Here is a 14,691-nt window from a genome sequence, read left to right as displayed (position 1 = left end):
CACAATTCCAATACGATTGTATATGATCTTCGTTACTTATAGCTTCGTTGTGAAGGTGTAACGTTTTCAAATGTGAGTGGTTCCTTATGCATGACGGGTTTGTTGCCTTCGCCCTTATGTTCCCATACGGAAACATGAGAGAAGTTCTCGTCATCACGCTTGGCCTCATTTTCTTCTGTCTGGCTTTCTTCTCGGAAGTGACCACCACATGATTCTTCGCGCTCAAGGGCGTCACGTACCATCAATTCACCAAATTCGAGGAAGTCAGCAACGCGACCAGCTCTTTCAAGTGATTGATTCAACTCATTGCGGTTGCCTGGTACGGTAACGTTTTCCCAAAATTCTTCGCGAATTTCAGGAATAACTTTCAGGGCGTGTTCAAGGCCTTCCTTGTTTCTGCCCATACCGCAATCATCCCACATAATCTGACCAAGCTTTTTGTGGTAATAGTCAACAGTCTGCAGACCGCTTTTGCCGGAACCTGTGTTCTTGAGAAGTTTGTTTGTAAACTCCCTAGCATTAGTTTCTGCTTCGTCAAACGCTTCGTGGTTGGTGGTGGTTGGTTCAGGAGCAACGTTTGCCAGGTAATTACCAATGGTGTAAGGCAATACAAAGTAACCGTCAGCAAGGCCCTGCATGAGAGCAGAAGCTCCAAGCCGGTTCGCACCGTGATCAGAGAAGTTCGCTTCACCAGCGGCGTACAGACCGGGAATAGTGGTCATCAACTCATAATCAACCCAGAGGCCACCCATGGTGTAATGAACCGCAGGGTAAATCATCATTGGTTCTTTGGTTGGGTTGGAAGCAGTAATTTTTTCGTACATATGGAAAAGGTTTCCATATTTTCTCAAAATGACATCTAAACCATCCCGTTCGATAGCTTCAGCAAAATCAAGGTACACACCAAGTTTTGTCTCGCCGACACCAAGACCGTCATCGCAAGCCTGCTTCGCATTACGGGATGCAACGTCACGAGGAACGAGGTTACCGAAACTTGGGTATTTACGCTCAAGGTAGTAGTCACGTTCCGACTCAGGAATGTCAGCGGCCTTTCTGGTTTCATTTGGATTTTTTGGTACCCAAACGCGACCGTCGTTTCGCAGACTCTCACTCATCAACGTCAGTTTAGACTGGAAGTCTCCATGAACAGGGATACATGTGGGATGGATCTGCACCATACATGGGTTGGCAAATCCAGCGCCTCTTTTATGAGCGCGCCAAGCTGCAGTCACGTTAGATGCCATGGCATTTGTAGAGAGGAAGTATACGTTTCCGTAACCACCAGTTGCCAGTACAACCGCATGTGCTGAATGACGTTCAATTTCACCAGTGATCAGGTTACGGGTGATGATACCCTTGGCTTCGCCATCAACGACTACCAAGTCAACCATTTCCTGGCGGGTATAGAGGGTAACTTTACCTGCTGCTACCTGACGCATCATTGCAGAATACGCGCCGATAAGAAGCTGCTGCCCCGTCTGGCCGCGTGCATAAAAAGTACGAGAAACCTGAGCACCACCAAATGAGCGGTTGGCCAGCGTTCCGCCGTATTCACGAGCAAAAGGGATTCCCTGGGCAACGCCCTGGTCTATGATGTTGTTGGATACCTGTGCCAAGCGGTAAACATTTGCCTCACGAGCACGGAAGTCACCACCTTTGATGGTGTCATAGAAGAGACGGAAGATGGAGTCACCATCACCCTGATAATTCTTGGCAGCATTAATGCCACCCTGGGCAGCGATGGAGTGGGCTCTCCTGGCGCTGTCTTGGATACAAAATGATTTAACGTTATACCCTAGTTCTCCTAGGGTCGCTGCTGCTGCTCCTCCGGCAAGTCCTGTTCCCACAACAATGACTTCGTATTTCCTTTTGTTAGCCGGATTGACGAGTTTATTGGAAAAACGGGCTTTATCCCATTTTTCTGCCAACGGTCCTTCAGGTATTTTCGAATCAAGCTGCATAATATTTTCTTCTGGCTATGGGTGGAAAGTGAAGTAGCGACTTTTTAAAGGTCGACTCTCTATTCATTAATCGCAACAGTAGATCCGTACCTTACTCTCTGCTGCAATTTGTTTTCAGTTACGTTGCGCCGTCTAATGCTCTAGCCGAGCAGTTGGTTTTGAGAAACAACGAGCAGCAAAGTGATCAAAACAAAGACGGTGATCATAATAGCTGCAACTGCCCAGGTAACAACACGAATGGGAGCGTTGTACTGGGGATCATTGATGCCGAATGTTTGCAAGAGTGACCAGAATCCGTGGCTGATGTGCAGTGCCAAAACGGACATGCCTATGATATAGATAAGGGTGAAACCAGGATTGTTAAGGACCTTGGTTACAATGTCTGAAATAGTTAACACTTCCGTCTTTTCAACAAAGTGAAAATTTGCCAGGTGAATCAGGATGAAAACAAAAATGGTCGCGCCGGTGTAGATCATGGTCTGGGATCCCCAAGTCCTACCACCTGGATTGGTCTGTACTTCATACTTCTGCGGACCCCTTGCCTTACGGTTTTGGAGCCAGAGAAGTACACCTGTGATAACATGGATAAAGAAAATCGAGTAGAGTCCGATTTCAAAAATTGGAACAAAAATCCCTAACGAATGCAGATGATGTGCATACGCATTGAAAGCTTCTCTTCCCCAGAAGATAGTGCTGTTACCAATGGTATGTACAAGCAAGAAACCTCCTAACAGAAAACCTGTTAGGGCCATGATGTACTTTTTGCCTAAAGATGACCGACAAGTTTGAATGAACCACGACATAATTGTTGACCTTGAGTTTTGGTTAACGAAAAACAAAAACGTACTGCGTTTCAACCGGTTTTGGCAACGTGACCATATTCAGTAACAAACAAGATTTATTGACTGAACGATCATTCATTAACAGGGGGTAGATTCCCTGTCAAGTAAAAAAAAAGTTGCTAATAATCTGCAGGATTTATTCATTATTCAGAGCATTGAGAGTGCGTTTTTTTGTGTGCCAATTGTGCCAATTGTGAAGACGGGTTATTTGGGGGTTGCGCTCCAAATCGACTTGATTTAATTCATGTAGTATGGATCGAAAAATCTTTTGTCGTGAACGATTACGTTGTAATGATTGCACAATTAGCACACATTGATTTTTGCCTGATGTATTTTCGGGAATAATGTCCTCGATCTTTTTGAAACTGTGTTTATCTTTTGGGCATGCTGTTTAGAACAAGATGATGGTTTATGCTGTTTCGTTATTCTGTCTGTCTCTTTGTTAAAAGATGTAACTTCAGCAGCACCCAACTCTCGACGATCTTCCCGCTCAACATACCGATGCATTGAAGTCGAGGCTTATCTGCTATTCGGTCAGCGGGTCAACATTTAGAGCACTGCTGAACCGTTATACTTCGCGGTAGATTGACTGTTTTTTGATATTCGCTGAATGGGTACAAAAAGATTTGTTTTGCTCTTGTTTATTGTGTGGATAGATATATGATGGCCATACCCTGTTCTTTCATGTAGAATCATTGTTGTTGTCATTTTGTGCGCTGTAATTTAATCAACTACTCCTTCATTAGTCTCCTCATTTTATCAACAGATAATCGAAATATCATGATACGTACCTCAGTCGTCCCCGGTGGGTCATTCCGTGTCGGCGTATACCAGCCTGAATACGAAGTGGTTAATCTTCGGCAAAATGATCATACTTTGAACTTAGGAAAGTTCAAAGATGGCACTGTGCTTGTTAATGAGGCTAATTTTGTAACAGGTGATGTGCAGGTTAAGAGCACGAAAACTATTTATGAAATTAGAAATCCATTCCCGTTTCGTGGCTGTACCTATATCGATTCCAGTTGGGCTGCTAACCGCTCGAAGAATTTACAATCCATTAGGCTTTCCCCGTCTCCTCGTGGATCGTTTGTAAAAACACTGGGTAAGCATTTGTCAGGGGAAACAATCGACAGTATTTTTCAAGACTTACCTCGATCACTCCAGCTGAGTGTCGCGCAGACTTCTGATGACCCGGAAGAATTGATTTTACTTGCCAAAATGTGCTGCAAAATCGTTTTCGATGTAAATGGTCAACCTCAAGGCCTCGAATATACGACTAATGTTAACAAACCAGTTGTCAGTATTGGTGATTTTGAATTATTTGAGACAGTTGCCAATAACCCCTATTTACCTGATGCATACAAAGAAGTGATGGTGCTGCGTCCAGGAGTGCAAGGAAAGAGTGAAATCGTCGGCGACTATGTCTGTGAAGATGTAGAGATTTTTGAGTATCTACGCGGGAATTCATATATTCCTTGGGGGCATTTTGCCGCTAACTTTGCCCATAATTCAATCCGATATCGTATTCATGATTTATCTTTGCAAGATATGAGGGGGGTGCGACATCTGTACTATCAGAGAACTTTTGTCGTCTTGGCTGGAAAATTAGGATTAGCGAGCCCTGTAAAAGGGAGGCAGTATTCTGTCACTGAGTTGGAAGAGCTACGTTTAGCAATCGTTGCGGCAGTCGCGAAAACAGTTCCTGAAAAAATTGCAACGCTGTGGGGATGGAATTTTGGGTATGATTTTTCCGGTTCCGGGTATCGCCTGCATGCTTCCCATCAAATGATCCATCAGCAGTATGCCATGGTTCCCGAATCTGTTCAAACAGTCAATGGGGAAGAGTATACAGCCTTTTCCTGTGGTGACATGGTGGCAGATACAGTTGAACAATACCATGACGCTTATGGCACAGACTTTTTTGAAGATTATCTTACAGCTATACGCACTAATTCCAGGGTAGATCAGGGCGTTGGTGAACGCTCACTGGTTGTTTGGGAGGATGAGAATGTGTTACTCTTTGTCCCTAAAGCGCAAGTATCGCAATGGGAATTGCAATTGATGGTTACTGCAAATGGCAACCAGGAGCCAATCGGCAATATTATTGAGGCTGGGAATGCCGTCCGGGCTTCACTTGATAAAGGTTTGCTCATTGCCCAGCAGACATTAGCCGCGCTGGGGGCGGAACTTGTCACCACTATTGAATTTTCCAAGCGACTTGGTGAAAGAAACGGACAGCGTTTACTCTATTCGTTGCTTCCTAAGCTACCGTGGTCAATGGGGGCTTTTAGCGAAGCGCAGTCGAGATATATCTGTGGTCATTATCCTGAAGATTTTGCCAGTGCCTGTCGTATGGCCTTTGTTGATTTTTCCAGGAAGTTGTAAAAAAAAATAAATGGAATCTATTGTAATGAAAAAAGGATATTTTGGGCAATGGGGTGGGGCGTTTATCCCCGAAGTACTCTACGCAACTTTTGCACAACTCAATACCGAATATGAAAAAGCGCGTGCAGATGCTGCATTCTGGCAAGAATATGTTGAGTTGATGGGCAATTATTCCTGCCGCCCAACGCCATTAACCTACGCAGAAAACCTGAGTAATCATTTTGGTGGCGCAAGGATCTACATTAAAAGAGAAGATCTTAATCACACCGGCGCCCATAAGGCAAATAATGTTATGGGACAAGGGTTGCTGGTTAAACGTATGGGGAAAAAAAGGGTTATTGCTGAAACCGGAGCCGGCCAACACGGGGTTGCGACCGCAACCATGGCTGCTCGTTTTGGTTTTGATTGCACTGTTTATATGGGAGAGGAGGACGTTGCCCGTCAGCGCCCCAATGTCTTCTGGATGGAAAAACTCGGGGCAACTGTCGTACCGGTTACTTCAGGATCACGGACGTTGAAGGATGCGATGAATGAAGCCTTTCGTGATTGGGTAAGTTCCATGGATGATACCCATTATGTGATCGGAACAGTGTGTGGTCCACACCCTTTTCCCGAGATGGTGGCTTGGTTTCAATCCATCATAGGGATTGAGGCACACAAGCAGATCCTGCAGCAATTCGGTCGTTTGCCTAGCCGTGTGTATGCCTGTGTAGGTGGCGGGTCAAATGCCATGGGTATTTTTCAAGGTTTTCTGGATACACCTGAAGTTGAGTTAGTAGGTGTTGAGGCGGGCGGAGAAGGGATTGATACCGATAGGCATGCATCCCGTATGACTGGCGACCGTGCAAGTGCCGGCGTTGCACAGGGGTATAAGACCATGTTTCTCCAAAACCCAGAGGGGCAGATGCTTGATACGCATTCTATTGCAGCGGGTTTGGACTATGTCGGAGTATCGCCCATCCTGGCTGATCTTGGTGAGCAAGGCCGAGTTCGGTTTGAGGCGGCAACTGACAAAGAAGTAGTCGATGCACTTGCACTGTCCATGCGCAAGGAAGGACTCATCCCGGCCCTTGAATCATCCCATGGTTTTGTCCAGGCGTTTAAAGAAGCACCTACCATGGCCGGCGATGAGGCAATCATTATCAATATGTCAGGTCGTGGAGATAAAGACATCTTTACCGTTGCTCATGCCTTTGATGACCCGTCCTGGAAGAAGTTTATTGTTGATAGGGGGAATGAATACAGTAAGTAAGTACGATCCTTGAGTGTAGAGCAACAATCAATGAACACAGTACATGGTAAGAAAAAGCATGGAATTGCAAACAGAATTACAACAGCGGCTGAAAAAGAAGAATATATTGCTGATGACCCACCTGGTATTAGGCTATCCATCTTTGGATACCAATAAAGAGGTGATAGAACAGATGGCCCTCAATGGGGTTGACTGTATAGAATTACAGATTCCATTTTCCGAACCTATCGCAGATGGCCCTGTTATTTTAAAAGCCAATCAACAGAGCCTGGAGGCCGGGATTACGGTTGAACAATGTTTTGCCTTTGCAGCAGAAATGGCTGCCAAATATCCGGATGTCTGTTTTTTGTTTATGACCTATTACAATATAGTCTTCAAGTATGGCGAGGCAGCGTTTCTTCGCCGAACCAGAGATGTCGGACTGGTTGGTACGATTATACCTGATCTGCCTCCCGAAGAAGGGGAGCAGTATTTTGCTTTGAGTAAAGAATTAGAGCTGGCCCCGATCACCTTCTTTACCCCGACCTCAACTGCGGAAAGAATGACAGAGGTCGCACAGCAGGGAGAAGGGTTTGTTTACTGCGTGGCCAGGAGAGGCGTAACCGGCAAGCAGACAGCGATTGACGAATCTCTAGATTCGTATCTTGAGCAATGTCGTCAAGCCACGGGGCTGCCTTTGGCAGTCGGTTTTGGTATCAGCAACAGGGATGATATTGCGATGTTGACCGGGAAGGCCGACATGGCGGTTATCGGCACGGCCACTATCAGGCTTGTAGATGAACAGGGTGCAGCAGCGGTGGGGCCTTTTATTGCTGAACTGGCCGGCGCCGCCTGAGCTGGCGGTACCAAGCGTTGCTATGAACGGCAATGATCCTAGAGGCAAGAGAACTGGGGAAGGAGATATACTGAGGATGGGACAGGTTAACGCGGAAGCACTTGGAACGAAAGATATTGTTTGGGAACTTGGTGATCTCTATTCAGGCACCGATGATCCTGCTGCAACCATAGATATTGAACAGTGTAGGGAAAAAGCTGAAAGTCTCTCCCAACAATACTCGCAAAAAGTGGCAGGGCTCAATGACGACCAGATGTTGCTATTGGTTACTCAATTGGAAGCGGTTGATACCTTGGTTGCTAAACTTGCTACATTTGCCTATTTGCTTTTTTCCACCCAGACTGGTAACGGTGAGGCTTCTGCATTCTTGCAACGAGTCGAAGAACTGGCTGCTGAAGTAGGGCGGTTAACTGTTTTTTTCCGTCTGGAAATTAATGATCTTACAGAGATGGAAGCAAATCGGTTACTTGCTGCTCCAGCACTGACACCGTATAAGCATTATCTTCAATCACTGCGACGTTTTGCTCCACATCAACTTTCCGGCAAGGAAGAAGAGTTGTTGCAGGATTTTGCTCCGGTTGGTCGCAATGCATGGAATGTGCTTTTTGATAAACTTATGGGCCAGCTACGGTTTGGAGAATCCGGTCGGACAGAAGAGGAAGTGCTCAGTGACCTGTACCACAGTGAGCGACAGGTGCGAAAGCAAGCCGCACAGGAAATGACAGATGCACTGGGGAGCAATATGCATTTGCTCTCCCATATCTTCAATACCTTGGCATCGGAAAAGATGATTTCCGACAGGGTGCGTCGCTATGATTCGTGGAGCAGCGCTATCAATCTCAGCAACGAATTGGAAGCACAGACTGTCGATACCTTAATCAATGCAGTAACAGGGCGTTACGACTTGGTGCACCGCTATTATCAGTACAAAAAAGAATTGCTTGGGTATGACGAGTTGTTTGATTATGATCGATATGCTCCGGTGCTCAGCGACACTGAAGATCCAATTCCATGGGAGCATTGCCGGCAGATTGTGGTCGATGCTTTTAGTGGTTTTTCGCCACGGATGGGCGACATTGCCGATCGTTTTTTTACCAATCAGTGGATTCATGCGCCGATCATAGAGGGCAAAAGAGGCGGTGCTTATGCCCATCCGTGTGTGCCTGAAGTCCATCCCTATGTGATGGTTAATTACGCAGGGACCATGCGTGATGTGTCGACGGTAGCCCATGAACTCGGCCATGGGGTGCACCAGTTCTTAGCTGCAGAAAAAGGATTCTATAATAGTGATACCCCGTTAGTTCTTGCTGAAACAGCTTCTGTTTTTGCCGAATTTATCGTTTTTAACGCTCAGCTGAATTTACTCAAGGATAAAAATCAGCGGCGAGGCTTTCTCTGCCAGAAAATAGAATCTATATTTGCCACTGTCTTTAGGCAGGTGGCGATGAATAGGTTCGAACATCACATGCATATTAAACGGAGAGAAAAAGGGGAGCTGGCAGAAGAAGAATTTAATAGTATCTGGTTAGATACGCAGCAGGCTATGTTCGGCGACTCCGTTACCCTGACTACAAATTATGCCTCCTGGTGGTCTTATATACCTCATTTTTTAAGTACGCCGGGATACGTGTATTCCTATGCATTTGGTGAGCTGCTTGTGTTGGCGCTTTATTCTCTCTACCAGCAGGAAGGAAGTGCATTTGTCGACAAATATCAAACACTGCTGAAAGCAGGTGGCAGTAAATCGCCTTACGAATTGCTGGAGCCATTTGAAATTGATTTGAATGCGGCATCCTTCTGGGAGGGCGGACTTGATACCATAGAATCGCTCTTGAACAGATTGGACTAATTTTATTCGGTAGGGAAAAGGGGGAGTTATTTCATTGTTTCCTGCTGGTCGACTGCCGTTTTACCCCTCTTTGAATAATAAACATTGCCGGTAGAATCAGCAGCACGCCCAAAAGGGTGGAAAGCGGAGGAATACCTTTTCCCAAGAGCCATTCGATAAGGACTATGAGTGGCGGATAGAGAAAAGAATAGGCTATGACTCTGGTAGGCCCAAGATACAGTGTAGCCCATTGGGAAACGAAAAAGGTAATGATTGTGGTGAAAATTGCCAAGTAGATAATGCCCACCCAAATTTTTGGCTGAATATCCATCCAGGCTACTGTCGGGAGCTTGTACCCACTGAGCACCAGTAGCCAGCCACATCCTGTCACCAGTATCCAAAAGGTCATTATTGCCATCGGCTCGCCACGATGGAGGCGTTTGACCAACGGGGTATACAGTGCCATGAGCAGGCAGCCGAAGAAAAAGATCAAATCCCCCTGATTAAGCTCAAGGGAGAGCATCCTTTGCAGGTTGCCCTCAAAAATAACCCAAAGCGCTCCTAAAGTGGCCGGCAGGAGTGATGCCAACCGATACATCCCCAGTTTTTCTTTGATCAGCACTGCGCTATAAACACTTGATATTCCCGGAACCAGGGTGAAGATAACGCCTGTGTTGAGTGCCGTGGTAAATCGTAATGCAAGGAACATTGACCAAAAAAAGCCGACCAGAACCCCGCTGATAAGACTGTACCGAAAGAGAGCTGCTGCAGAGGGAGATGTCAGCTTATATTGCCAGTGGATATAAGGTATGAAAAAGCAGGCAGCGCATATAAACCTGAGCAGAATGATGATGCCCGGGTCAAGTGCAGGGGCAATTGCTTTACCCACGGTAAATGAGGTGGCGACCAGAGTAGTACTGAAGAGAATGCACCCGTGTACCAGCCAGAGTGCAGGGATGGCTCCTGTGTTTTGTTGTAACTTTTTCATCATCTAAGCAGGGGCAGCAGCTTGAGATGTAAGCTACCGTTGGTGGCTACTATTTCCTTGGACAAAACAGAGTACGGCTTGTTTCCATAATTGCTGACTTTACCGCCGGCTTCTTCTACGAGCAACCAGCCTGCAGCCGTGTCCCATGGCTGAAGTGCTCGTTCATAAAAGCCGTCCAGGCGACCACAGGCAACATAAGCTAAGTCCAGTGCCGCTGCGCCTGCACGCCGGATATCTCTTACCTGGGGCAGAACAGTTTTCAGTTGCGCAATGAGTTCCTGCAAATGTTGGGGGACATCATAGGGAAAACCTGTGCCAATGAGTGCCTCAATAAGATGATCTGTTGTCGTAACTTTTATGGGATCTCCGTTAAGCCATGCTCCTTTCCCTGCGCAGGCATAAAATAATTCATCCATACAGGGCGAATATATGGCGCACACCTGAGGCTTGCCTTGAGCAAGTAAGGCTATGGAAACACAAAAATAGGGAAAGCCATGGGCGAAATTGGTAGTTCCATCAAGAGGGTCTACAATCCATAATTGTCCGTCCATGTTGTCAGTATGCCCCTTTGCCGATTCTTCAGCGAGCAGAGCAATACCAGGGGTGTCTTTTGCCAGTACAGTGGTAATGGTATCTTGAGCGGCAAGATCTGCCTCGGTAACAAGATCTGTTTTCCCCTTCATTGTAATAGTGTGCGGTTGTTTATATAGCGAAGTAAGTAAAGCTCCGCCTGCCAAGGCGGCTTTGCATGCGACGGTAACAAGGGGGCCCTGTCGCGAATCTCTGCAGTCAGCGGCAGCAGTTGTTATTCTATTCATTGAGTAATGATAATGTAATCACAGGTTAAAGGAAAATGTAGACGGGCAAGAGTAGACGTTGTTTATGCACAAAATCCCTCAAGATCATGATGAACATGCATAGATTTGGTAGGGAAAGAATCTACGGACGGCTTGTCAGCTGTCGGAGGAGTCGTTCCAGAGAGCTAAAACCTCTTTGTAAACAGCTGAACGGGGAAGGTCAAGATCACCTGATATATGGCGAACAGTGTCTTTGAGGGTTGCGTTTTGTTCGTCCCTGTACCACGTTACGAGCTCATGCAAATTATCAGGTTTTTCTTGATGTGGCGCAGCAGCCCCTTGAACTATAAGTACCAACTCGCCTTTGACGCCTTTTGCTACAGATTCAACGAGTTGATTTAAGGTCCCTTCGCGACATTCTTCATGAATCTTTGTGAGCTCCCTTATTAGCTGGGCATCCCGATTGCCGAGAACCGTGAGGAGGTCCCTCAGGATTGTCTGGATCTTGTGTGGTGATGCATAAAAGACCAATGGATAGGGAAGGGGACGGAGGCTTTTGAGAATTTGTCTTCGTTCACTGCTTTTGGCGGGCAGAAAACCAGCAAAGAAAAAACCGGTTTCGGTGATTCCGGATATGGATAAGGCTGCTGCAAGGGCCGAAGGGCCGGCTACAGCAGATACAGGAATTCCGGCATTCCTTGCCTTCTTAACAAGTATTGCCCCGGGGTCTGAAAGACCTGGGGTTCCGGCATCTGAAACAAGTGCAATGTTTTTACCATTAAGCAGTTGATTGACAAGCTGGTCGGATTTTTGTTGCTCCTTTTCACGGTAATAACTTGTTAGGGGGGTCGCTATCCCAAAAGCTGAACAGAGCTTTTTCGTATGTCTCGTGTCTTCACAGGCAATAACATCCACAGAGTGGAGAATTTCACAAGCCCGTTTACTCATCTCGCCGAGATTGCCGATAGGGGTGGCAACAACATAAAGTTGTCCGGAGGGTGCCTTGTTTGTGGGAAGATGCTGGGCCTGTTTCATGGCGGATAGGTTTTTTTTGTGAATTATGGGGAAGATAGCTGAAAAGATAGACTCTGGATCTGTAAATAAAAAGGATGTAGCTGATAAGGAAAAAAGGTATCCTGAAAGTATCTGGTTAAAATAGCAAAATGTTGAGTTAACTGCTGTAGAAATATTGCCACAGAGGCGGCATGGCGAACAATTATTTCCAAATATTTTTTCAAAGCGGACAGATTGCGAGGTGGTTGATAGATTTTGAAGCCTTGCATTTAGAGTGTGAAAACCTACGCCGTTTGGAACTCTCAGATCTTGATGCTTATCTTTCAGCGGAACGGCAGCTCCAGGAAAAAGGTGTTGCCCTGTTACAGAGTCTTGCCGTGAATACCAGTATGCTTGCTCTTTTTGCAGTGAAAAGTGAAACAGATTTCAAATTGAGAATGCCATCACTCTTTTCTACCGACAAAACAGATATTCTTCGCAAAGTAACCTCTCTTTTGCTGCATGAGAAAAAAAATGCCTGTTTTGAGGCTCAACTTTCCCAACAAGATAAAGGTCGTCTGTATTTTACTGTGTATATGGATTTTCTCCCTGAGGAGGGGAAACATGTAGCCATGTTAAGTTTTGTAGATATCACAGAAGAGAGGTATCTTATTTCCCAGTTGCAGGAGTCGATGGAAAAGTATCGGATGCTTATCACTGCTGCAAATGATGCGATTATCCTGATAGATTGTGCCATGAACAAGATCCTTGAGGTCAACCCGCAAGCAGTAATACTTTTTAGTCGACAACCGGAGTCTATGGTTGGCAGTGACCATGCATTGCTGTATCCGAAGGAGGAAAGAGCGACCTATAGGCGGTACTATCAACAGCAATTACAGAGCGAAGATAATGCTGCAAGTCTTGATACTGCTATTTCAGGGGGAGATGGTGAATTGGTACCAGTGCAAATTCATCTTGCCAGTGCAGAAATTGGAGAGAGAAGGGTGGCATTGGTTACCTTCCATGATTTGCGAAATAGATTGAAGCTGGAGGAACGTAGACGTTTATTGGCAACAGCCGTGGAACAGGCGGCAGAATCTATTATGATTACTGATTTGTCAGGTACAATCGAATATGTGAATCCAGCTTTTGAAGAGGTCAGTGGATATGATATTACAGAGGTAGTTGGGCGGTCTCCGAAAATGTTGCGTAGCAGTGAGACCTCGCGGATGGAGACAAATTTGATGTGGCAGGAGATTTCGAAGGGGCAGGTTTGGAGGGGAACTTTTACCAATAGAAGGAAAGACGGCAGTCTGTATAAAGAAGAGGCGACGATTACACCTGTGAAGGATGGGCAGGGAGCGATCAGGCATTATGTAGCAGTAAAAAGAGATATTACTCGGCAACTAACGCTGGAAAACCAAGTGCGCCAGTCGCAAAAGATGCAGGCGATCGGCACCCTTGCCGGTGGGGTAGCCCATGATTTTAATAATATCCTCACTGCTATTTTGGGCTATGCGGAATTGAGCCAGGCCCTCAGTCAAGAAAACACGGTGCTGCATGATAATTTAGGGGAGGTCATACGTGGAGCTGAAAGGGCAGGGAAACTCATTAATCAGATCCTGCAGTTTAGTCGCCAGAGTGAAAAAAGTGTTTCTACATTGCAGATAGATTTAATCGTAAACGAAGTATTAAAACTTTTACGCGCCAGTCTTCCGGCCAATATTGAAATAATTGCAAACTTAGCGAAGGGCGCAATGGTTAAGGCGGACCCGACCCAAATGCACCAAGTTGTTTTGAATCTGTGTACAAATGCTTTTCAGGTACTGGAAGAAACAGGTGGCGAGATAAAGGTCGGATTAGAAGAAGTTGTGTTGACCCCACGACAAGGGTTGGAGATAGGCAATCTCAGTCCCGGGGCATACGTATGTATAACTGTGGAAGATAATGGCAAGGGAATTCCAAAGGAGTATATATCTCGTATATTTGAGCCATATTTTACGACTAAGCCCCAAAATGAAGGGACCGGGCTGGGATTATCGGTTGTGCATGGAATAGTAAATGATCACCGAGGTGCCGTAAAAGTTGAGTCAACAGTAGGGAAGGGGACTAAATTTTCTTTGTACATTCCAGCTGCTGATCCAGAAGAAGATGACTGGAAAGTGGATGGTAAATTATCAGTCTTTAAAGGCGGTAGAATCCTCATAGTGGACGATGAACCTCAAATTGTAAGCCTTCAGTCTCAAGTCCTCGAACATCTTGGTTATGAGGTTGTTTCCAGCACGGTAAGTAAAGAGGCTTTGCAGATATTTCAACAGGCTGATGGTAACTTTGATCTTGTGATAACCGATATGGGGATGCCTGAGATGACGGGTCTTGAGTTGTTTGAACGGATACAAGAACTCCAGCCTCAAACCAAGGTCCTTCTCTGTACGGGTTATAGCAAGCTGGTCACACGCGAGAATGCAGAGGAACTAGGACTGGCCGGTTATCTAGCAAAACCTTTTAATGCGGAGGATCTGGCGTATGAAGTAGGGCGAATTTTGGAGTAGTTTTTTTGTAACTATTTAGCAAAAATCTTAAAACTATCAATCTACTTCATACTGTAATTGTTCGGCTGTGGTAGGCCCTGCCGGCAGCAAACAAAAAAAAACCCAATACACAATTGTGTATTGGGTCTTTTAAAAAGAGACGGCGACGACCTACTCTCCCACATAGTCACCCATGCAGTACCATCGGCGCTGAAGAGCTTAACTACCGTGTTCGGAATGGGAACGGGTGGAGCCTCTTCGCTATGGTCACCGAAAAAT

General features: G+C 45.9%; 10 protein-coding genes and 1 rRNA gene. 5 read left to right on the top strand and 6 right to left on the bottom strand.

Annotated features, from left to right (window positions below):
* Nucleotides 1-32: 32 nt before the first annotated feature.
* Together JWH17_RS00055 and JWH17_RS00050 are read right to left on the bottom strand one after the other, a co-directional pair.
* Nucleotides 33-1,961 carry a fumarate reductase/succinate dehydrogenase flavoprotein subunit gene (locus JWH17_RS00055; RefSeq protein ID WP_205220506.1) on the bottom strand — a complete coding sequence of 643 codons (1,929 nt, stop codon included), beginning with the start codon at nucleotides 1,959-1,961 and terminating at the stop codon, nucleotides 33-35.
* A gap of 140 nt (nucleotides 1,962-2,101) precedes the next feature.
* The gene (locus tag JWH17_RS00050; protein WP_205220505.1) at nucleotides 2,102-2,764 is read right to left on the bottom strand and encodes a succinate dehydrogenase cytochrome b subunit; all 663 of its coding nucleotides are present in this window, start codon (nucleotides 2,762-2,764) and stop codon (nucleotides 2,102-2,104) included.
* 819 nt (nucleotides 2,765-3,583) lie between these two features.
* Here JWH17_RS00050 and JWH17_RS00045 point away from each other — a divergent pair.
* The 4 genes from JWH17_RS00045 to JWH17_RS00030 all read left to right on the top strand — a co-directional run bounded on the left by JWH17_RS00045 (nucleotide 3,584) and on the right by JWH17_RS00030 (nucleotide 9,124).
* Nucleotides 3,584-5,188: a hypothetical protein gene (locus JWH17_RS00045; protein ID WP_205220504.1), complete on the top strand. Its 1,605-nt coding sequence runs from the start codon at nucleotides 3,584-3,586 to the stop codon at nucleotides 5,186-5,188.
* Nucleotides 5,189-5,213: 25 nt separating this feature from the next.
* Entirely contained in the window at nucleotides 5,214-6,440 is a 1,227-nt protein-coding gene (gene trpB / locus JWH17_RS00040) for a tryptophan synthase subunit beta (protein WP_205220503.1), read from the top strand.
* A 58-nt stretch (nucleotides 6,441-6,498) separates the two neighbouring features.
* Nucleotides 6,499-7,275, top strand: coding sequence for a tryptophan synthase subunit alpha (trpA, locus tag JWH17_RS00035; RefSeq protein ID WP_205220502.1), 777 nt, complete (start codon nucleotides 6,499-6,501; stop codon nucleotides 7,273-7,275).
* 76 nt (nucleotides 7,276-7,351) lie between these two features.
* On the top strand, nucleotides 7,352-9,124 hold the full coding sequence (locus JWH17_RS00030) for a M3 family oligoendopeptidase (protein ID WP_205220501.1): 1,773 nt from the start codon (nucleotides 7,352-7,354) through the stop codon (nucleotides 9,122-9,124).
* A gap of 31 nt (nucleotides 9,125-9,155) precedes the next feature.
* On the opposite strand, the gene JWH17_RS00025 is transcribed toward JWH17_RS00030, so the two are convergent.
* The 3 genes from JWH17_RS00025 to rsmI form a co-directional block, all read right to left on the bottom strand.
* Nucleotides 9,156-10,094 carry a DMT family transporter gene (locus tag JWH17_RS00025; protein WP_205220500.1) on the bottom strand — a complete coding sequence of 313 codons (939 nt, stop codon included), beginning with the start codon at nucleotides 10,092-10,094 and terminating at the stop codon, nucleotides 9,156-9,158.
* Complete coding sequence (locus JWH17_RS00020) at nucleotides 10,091-10,909, bottom strand: inositol monophosphatase family protein (protein ID WP_205220499.1); 819 nt, start codon at nucleotides 10,907-10,909, stop codon at nucleotides 10,091-10,093. The genes JWH17_RS00025 and JWH17_RS00020 overlap by 4 nt, the downstream gene beginning before the upstream one ends.
* A gap of 135 nt (nucleotides 10,910-11,044) precedes the next feature.
* On the bottom strand, nucleotides 11,045-11,923 hold the full coding sequence (gene rsmI / locus JWH17_RS00015; RefSeq protein ID WP_205220498.1) for a 16S rRNA (cytidine(1402)-2'-O)-methyltransferase: 879 nt from the start codon (nucleotides 11,921-11,923) through the stop codon (nucleotides 11,045-11,047).
* Between the two features lie 170 nt (nucleotides 11,924-12,093).
* Here rsmI and JWH17_RS00010 point away from each other — a divergent pair, with 170 nt between their 5' ends.
* The gene (locus JWH17_RS00010) at nucleotides 12,094-14,433 is read left to right on the top strand and encodes a PAS domain-containing hybrid sensor histidine kinase/response regulator (protein ID WP_205220496.1); all 2,340 of its coding nucleotides are present in this window, start codon (nucleotides 12,094-12,096) and stop codon (nucleotides 14,431-14,433) included.
* 137 nt (nucleotides 14,434-14,570) lie between these two features.
* Here the strand turns inward: JWH17_RS00010 and rrf are convergent.
* Nucleotides 14,571-14,687: ribosomal RNA gene (gene rrf, locus JWH17_RS00005) — 5S ribosomal RNA — on the bottom strand.
* Nucleotides 14,688-14,691 lie beyond the last annotated feature (4 nt).

It is taken from the genome of Desulfogranum marinum (assembly GCF_016918565.1).
In the GTDB taxonomy this organism is placed as follows: domain Bacteria; phylum Desulfobacterota; class Desulfobulbia; order Desulfobulbales; family Desulfobulbaceae; genus Desulfogranum; species Desulfogranum marinum.
Note: the sequence above shows the minus strand (reverse complement) of the source record. Positions and strands in the feature narration are given on the sequence as shown.